The following is a 5,842-nucleotide window of genomic DNA, read 5'->3' on the forward strand; positions in this document are numbered from 1 at the left end:
TGAAGCATGTATTATGGATCTTGATCATATGCCGAAGAGATATCGACAATATGAATTGGAACCATGGAAAAGTCGAGATTGGCGGAGATACCACCAAATTACAGACTGCCCTAAAGGAAGTGATAAGCTTTCAGAGCTTGCAAAAAGATGGGTTCGGAGACAGCTTTCTCTGCTACAGAATGTTCACAGGCATGGATTTATTAAAGTAATAACTGGGGCTGACGTTATAATAGGACTAAATCAAGAGAAACTTAGCAAATAAGCGGGTTTGGAATGGTTTAGTCCTATTTTTTTATTTACTTTTGAGGTAATGATAAGGGCAGCGCTGAACAAATCAAAACCTACATTGAATAGTTATGCAGTTGATATATCTGGATAGCTTATTGAAGTGTGAGGTGAAAAATAAATATATCGTTAAATAGGACTTTAACCAGTATTTATACAGTATAAATATTCGGCTAAAGTCCTTTTTTGTTAAAACACCTTTTTAAGGTTAGAAAAATACAGAAATACACCTTTTAGCATTCTTTTAGAGAGTTGCACTTAGAGATATTATTATTGTGCGAGTTGCGAAAGCGGCTCAGACAACTGAATACTCAGTTACAGATATAGTGAAAATTCCGGTTCAGACCTTAAGGTAATCAAACGGACTTGCAAGGAGTGCTGAAGTATCGAGAGATGAAGGTGGAGCGAGTTAAGGTTAAGCGAAAGCTAAATGTTGCGGAAGGATAATAAACTATGAGGGTGCTCATCAGGGGTTCCCGGTTCTCGAAAAGGCAGTAGAGAAGATCATGTTGCATGGCAATGTGTCGTAAACGCTTAAGCGGCTTAGCTGTAATTCCTACGTGTGCGGGCGATATAGGATAAAGGCACACCTACATAGCACTAAGCTGTGTAGAAAGAAGGTATAGACTAATGAGATTTGTAATCCTATTGTTGATTATCTTAGTAGCTTTAATACTTGCTATTTTGTATTGTTGCTTGATTGTAGCAAGCAGACAAGACAAATATGAGGAAGAATTTTTTAGAAATAAAAATTTGGAGGCTAATGATAATGAAATGGATAAAGAGATTATTAGAGAGGAGACGATACATGTTAATACAACTTTACAGATTATGAATCTTATTTAAGACAAAGTATATGAGAAAATAAATGTAAAATACAGGATAATAGGAAACTGACTGTATTCAAGTATAAATAATTTTAACATAAAAAACTGTGAAAGATAATAAACTTTCATAGTTTTTTTATTATTAATATAAAATATGTAAATTATACCTTTTAACCTGTAAGTTGTACCCTTCGTAAAACAAATTCCATTAAATGTGGTAATTTCAGTGAGAAGAAATAATAGGCCTATTTTTTTATCATAAAAGGAAGGAGTGAACATAATGGGAGTAAAACTTGATAAGCAAGTTGCAGAACTGACAAAGAAGGCTGCAATAAAGGTTGCAACATACTATGCAAATGTAGCGTGTCCATTTATTACTTATCAGCCTACAGAGTATAGAAAAAAGAGAGTTATGATTAATTTTATGAAAAAAAATAAAATTTTGCCAATTATGTTGGTGGTTCTACTTGCCATTACAGGTTGTTCCAGAAACTATGAAATTGATGAAAGTACAGAAACAATATCATTTGAGGATTATAATTATGATAACAATAATGCACAGTTACAATGCGTAGGCAATTCTGCTATTTCCGAAAGTGGATATTATTTGGTGATTAATGGATTATTATATTATTATGATATTAGTACCGATTTTTGCTCGCCTTGTTGTTATAATGCAAACTGCAATCATTCAGATGAAAAATGTGCAGCATATCTTAACGACATAACATATAAGGGGCTAAAAAAGGATAAAGTAGAGGAGTGTTATGGAGATACCGTTTTTTATTATGATAATAAAATCTATATGGTTGAAAACAACAAACATGAAGAATACTATCTTAACCAATATAATGTTCGATTTGGCGATAGGACAAGAGTTGCAATTATAGCTGACAATAATAACAAAGATATAACTACATATTTACGTAATAGTCATGCATTTAAGATTAAAGATGGATATTTATACTATGTAAGTTATTCTTTTGATCCTAAAAATGTAAAACCTAATGAACTTGTAAAAGTAACAAACAATTGTATGAGAATAAAACTAGCTGATAATGCAAAACCGGAAAAACTTGGAGAGTTTGAAGCTTTACCATGTGGAAGTGGACTTGGAGAACCGGATGGTTTCAAAATATTATTTGATAGTAACAATGTGTATTATATATCAGGAGGTGAAGAGAGTAGATTAATCGAAACCTCTGATTATAAAATTGCAAGATATAATACAGATAATGGTGACTTTAAAGTGATTTTTGAATATTCGGGAGATGATGGAGATGGTGCCTTTGGAAGTGGAACTCCCGCACCAGATACAATAAATGAGAATTGTTGTATGGATAAGGAGTCTAATTTATATTTCATATCACAGGATAGGAATCAAATCATACAATACTCTGTGAGCAATAAAACTAGTAAATGCTTTTACGCTTCAGTAAATACAATTAATAGTATTGCAATGGATGGTGAGCAATTATTTATATCTGAATATGCACAATCTGGAGGAGAATCAAGAATTGTCGTTTCAAACCTAGCTGGTGAGGTTATTCAAAACATAAAATTAGAGTGGGATTCTGATTATATAAATCAATTAAAGTCTCATAATCAAGATATGACAAACACAATCATACGTGTAAATTTTATGTGCGTGGATGATAGATATATAGTCTTAACTACAAAGGATCCTGGACTGAAGGAACTAAATGGTAATGATTTAAACAACATGTCCGGAGTAAGTACTGTAGGCACTGCAGTAGTTAAAAAAAGCGATATTCTTGATGGCAAAATAACTGATATAAAACAGATATATCAGGCTAAATAAAACGCAAAGATAAAATATATATGATTTTAAGCAAGCCGTGAAGCACTGGCTATACGGTGCCTCATGGTTTGCTTTTTCTATATTATACCTACTATTTTCAAGAAGTAATGATTAAAAACACATAGGAGTCATATGAAAGAATTTAAAAGAATTAATAATTATAAGTTTATAATAATCTTCTTTTTATTATTATGCTTGAACGGGATAACATTGTTATATTTTAATAAGGGCGAAGACGCTGTTAACAGAATATATGATGATATATTAAACAGAGCTGAAGCTGCTAAGACAGAGGATATGACATATAAACAAGCAACGATGAACGGTGTGATATCTTATATGGACGATAACAGTATTGACAGAGAGACTATTTCTGAGATAGAAAAAACTGCAAGAAAAATGGCTTTAGAGAAAGCTGAGCAGGCGGATTCCTATGCGGATAACATTAATGAAAAAATCACTTCAACAACTAAGTTATTATCGACTGAACTAATGAAAGATAATTCCACAGAAAAATATTTGTTGCTTAAAAGTAGATATGATTTAAATAAACTTAAAAATAAAAATCCAGGGTTGAGTAATGGCATATGGTTAGAGAAATTATTTGAATATAATTATATTCAGATTTTTATTATTACTCTGATATGTTATGTGGTATATGGCTTTTTTTATGAGAAAAAAAGTGGTTTAAAATTGATTATTAATAATGGAAAAAATGGAAGAAAAAATCTGAGAACTAAAAGAATTATTATTTTGATTATTGAATGTTTTTTTATAAGTTTTAGCTTCTATCTAGAGTCGATGATTATTCTGTTAGGTATTCATGGTGGGGTTAAGGGAATAAATGATTTAGCAGTTTTAGATAATAATTTATTACTTACGACGATGGGTTTTACACGTATTTGTTTTGTACTATTCCTTATAGTGATATCGGCTTTTTTTGCATTTGTATGTGGAATGATGTTGTGGTTTCTACTAAGCTATTTTTCAAACATCAACATTGGTGTTGGCTTTTTTTTATTATGTAGTGGAATAGATATTATGATTTATTATCTTATTAATTCAAAAAGTATATTAAGATTTCTTCATTTTATAAATGTATATTACATATTGTTTCCACATTATGCTATAGAGTATGACAATTGGGGTTATGGTACATTAGTGGGTAAGGGTTTAAATATATTTACAGGATTTCTTATGATAGTGGCATTTGTTTTGTCAGGTATTACTGTCTTGAGTAATAAGCTAGAATATACACACAGTAATAATTTTATTGAAAAAACTGCAGATTTTATACATGAGAAGAATATGAAGCTTTTGACTAAAATGCCAAATAACTTCAAGGAATTGTATAAAATTCTAATATCACAAAAAAATATTATTGCGTTAGTTGTTTTATTTATAATCGTACTGAACATCAATATAGGAACCAGGCATATTTATTCCATAGAAGAAAGCTATATGTTGAGTTATTATCAGAATGCGGAAGGTCTTATGTATGGTGACAGACTTAATGATGTAAAAAATACAGTTGAAGCTGATATTTTACAGGCAGTTGGACAGGATAATGAACTGACAAGATTTATATCGGATAATATGAACGCTAATATTAAATATTTAAAAGCACAAAAAGAAAACGGTTATAAAGCAGTTTGTATAGCTCCATATGAATATGAGGATGCGTTTGGAAGTAAACAAAAAGAAAATCATATGTTTCTAGCATTAATAAATATGTTTGCTGTTATATTTATATCATCACCTTTTGGGGCATATGAAAATAAAAACGGAATGGACAAACTTATTAATCCTGCTAAAAATAGAGGTAAGTGGTTGATTTGTAAACTAAAAACTAATAGTGTAATTATTGCAGTGTTTATGCTTTTAAGTTATGGAGTTTATTATTATAAACTATGTAATACATATGAAATATCTAATATATTTCTAACTATTAAGAGCTTAGAATTATTTGATACAATTCCAATAAATCTGCCATTAATAGTGTGGCTTATTATTAATATGATTTGTGTATACGTTGGACTTATGATTATTTCTTGTCTGATTACTATTATTATGTATAAATTACAGTATTCATTATGCACATTGACAGGAATAATAATTACTATTCCACAATTATTATATATGGCAGGAATTGATTTTATGGAAAAATTTAGCATAGGAAAATATATAGCAGTTATGCCTTTAATTAATGAAAATAAAGGGCAGATATATTGTTATTTTATATTTACATTATACAGTTGTTTGATGTTATTTTATGGAATTTTTCTTAAGAAGAGGTATATAAAAGTATGAAACTTGAATTGATGAATTTAAAAAAGACATATAGTACAGTGCAAGCTCTTAAAGGAATAAACTATATATTTGAGACTGGTATATATGGGATTTTAGGAGCCAACGGAGCAGGAAAATCTACAATGATAAATCTTATAACAGATAATGTTGCAAGAGATAAGAAGGATGGCGGAAGTATTTTGTTTTCCAAAGAAAATGAGGATCCAAAGGATATATTAAAACTAGGAAAGGATTTTAGGGCAGTTGTTGGATATATGCCACAGCAGCAGGGATTTTATGAGGATTTTTCTCCTAGAGCTTTTCTAAAATATATGGCAGAGATTAAGGGCGTGAAAGCAAGAAAGATTGTAGAAGATAATGGTAACATTACTACGAAAAAAGTTAGTCAGCAGATAGATGAACTCTTAGAAATAGTTAATCTTACATCGGTTGCTAATAAAAGGATTGGTGGGTTTTCAGGTGGTATGAAGCAGCGTGTTCTTCTTGCACAGGCATTGCTTGGAAATCCTAAGATACTTATTTTGGATGAACCAACAGCAGGACTTGATCCAAAAGAGAGAATCAGCATTAGAAATTATATAGCAGAGCTTAGTAAGAA

Annotated in this window: 4 protein-coding genes and 1 pseudogene; all 5 read left to right on the forward strand. The window is 30.5% G+C overall.

The genetic code is table 11. The features are described 5' to 3' along the window. A pseudogene (locus tag Q0F58_RS16665) lies at positions 1-262 on the forward strand (hypothetical protein); the annotation flags it as partial. Positions 263-915: 653 nt separating this feature from the next. Next, complete coding sequence (locus Q0F58_RS16670; RefSeq protein WP_294378993.1) at positions 916-1,131, forward strand: hypothetical protein; 216 nt, start codon at positions 916-918, stop codon at positions 1,129-1,131. A 261-nt stretch (positions 1,132-1,392) separates the two neighbouring features. Next, entirely contained in the window at positions 1,393-2,934 is a 1,542-nt protein-coding gene (locus Q0F58_RS16675) for a cyclic lactone autoinducer peptide (protein ID WP_294378994.1), read from the forward strand. Positions 2,935-3,144: 210 nt separating this feature from the next. After that, positions 3,145-5,244: a hypothetical protein gene (locus Q0F58_RS16680; protein ID WP_294378995.1), complete on the forward strand. Its 2,100-nt coding sequence runs from the start codon at positions 3,145-3,147 to the stop codon at positions 5,242-5,244. Then, positions 5,241-5,842 (forward strand): ATP-binding cassette domain-containing protein (locus tag Q0F58_RS16685; protein WP_294378996.1); only part of this gene is annotated, 602 nt, incomplete at its 3' end. The genes Q0F58_RS16680 and Q0F58_RS16685, both read left to right, overlap by 4 nt.

This window comes from uncultured Clostridium sp. (assembly GCF_934754915.1).
In the GTDB taxonomy this organism is placed as follows: domain Bacteria; phylum Bacillota; class Clostridia; order Clostridiales; family Clostridiaceae; genus Clostridium.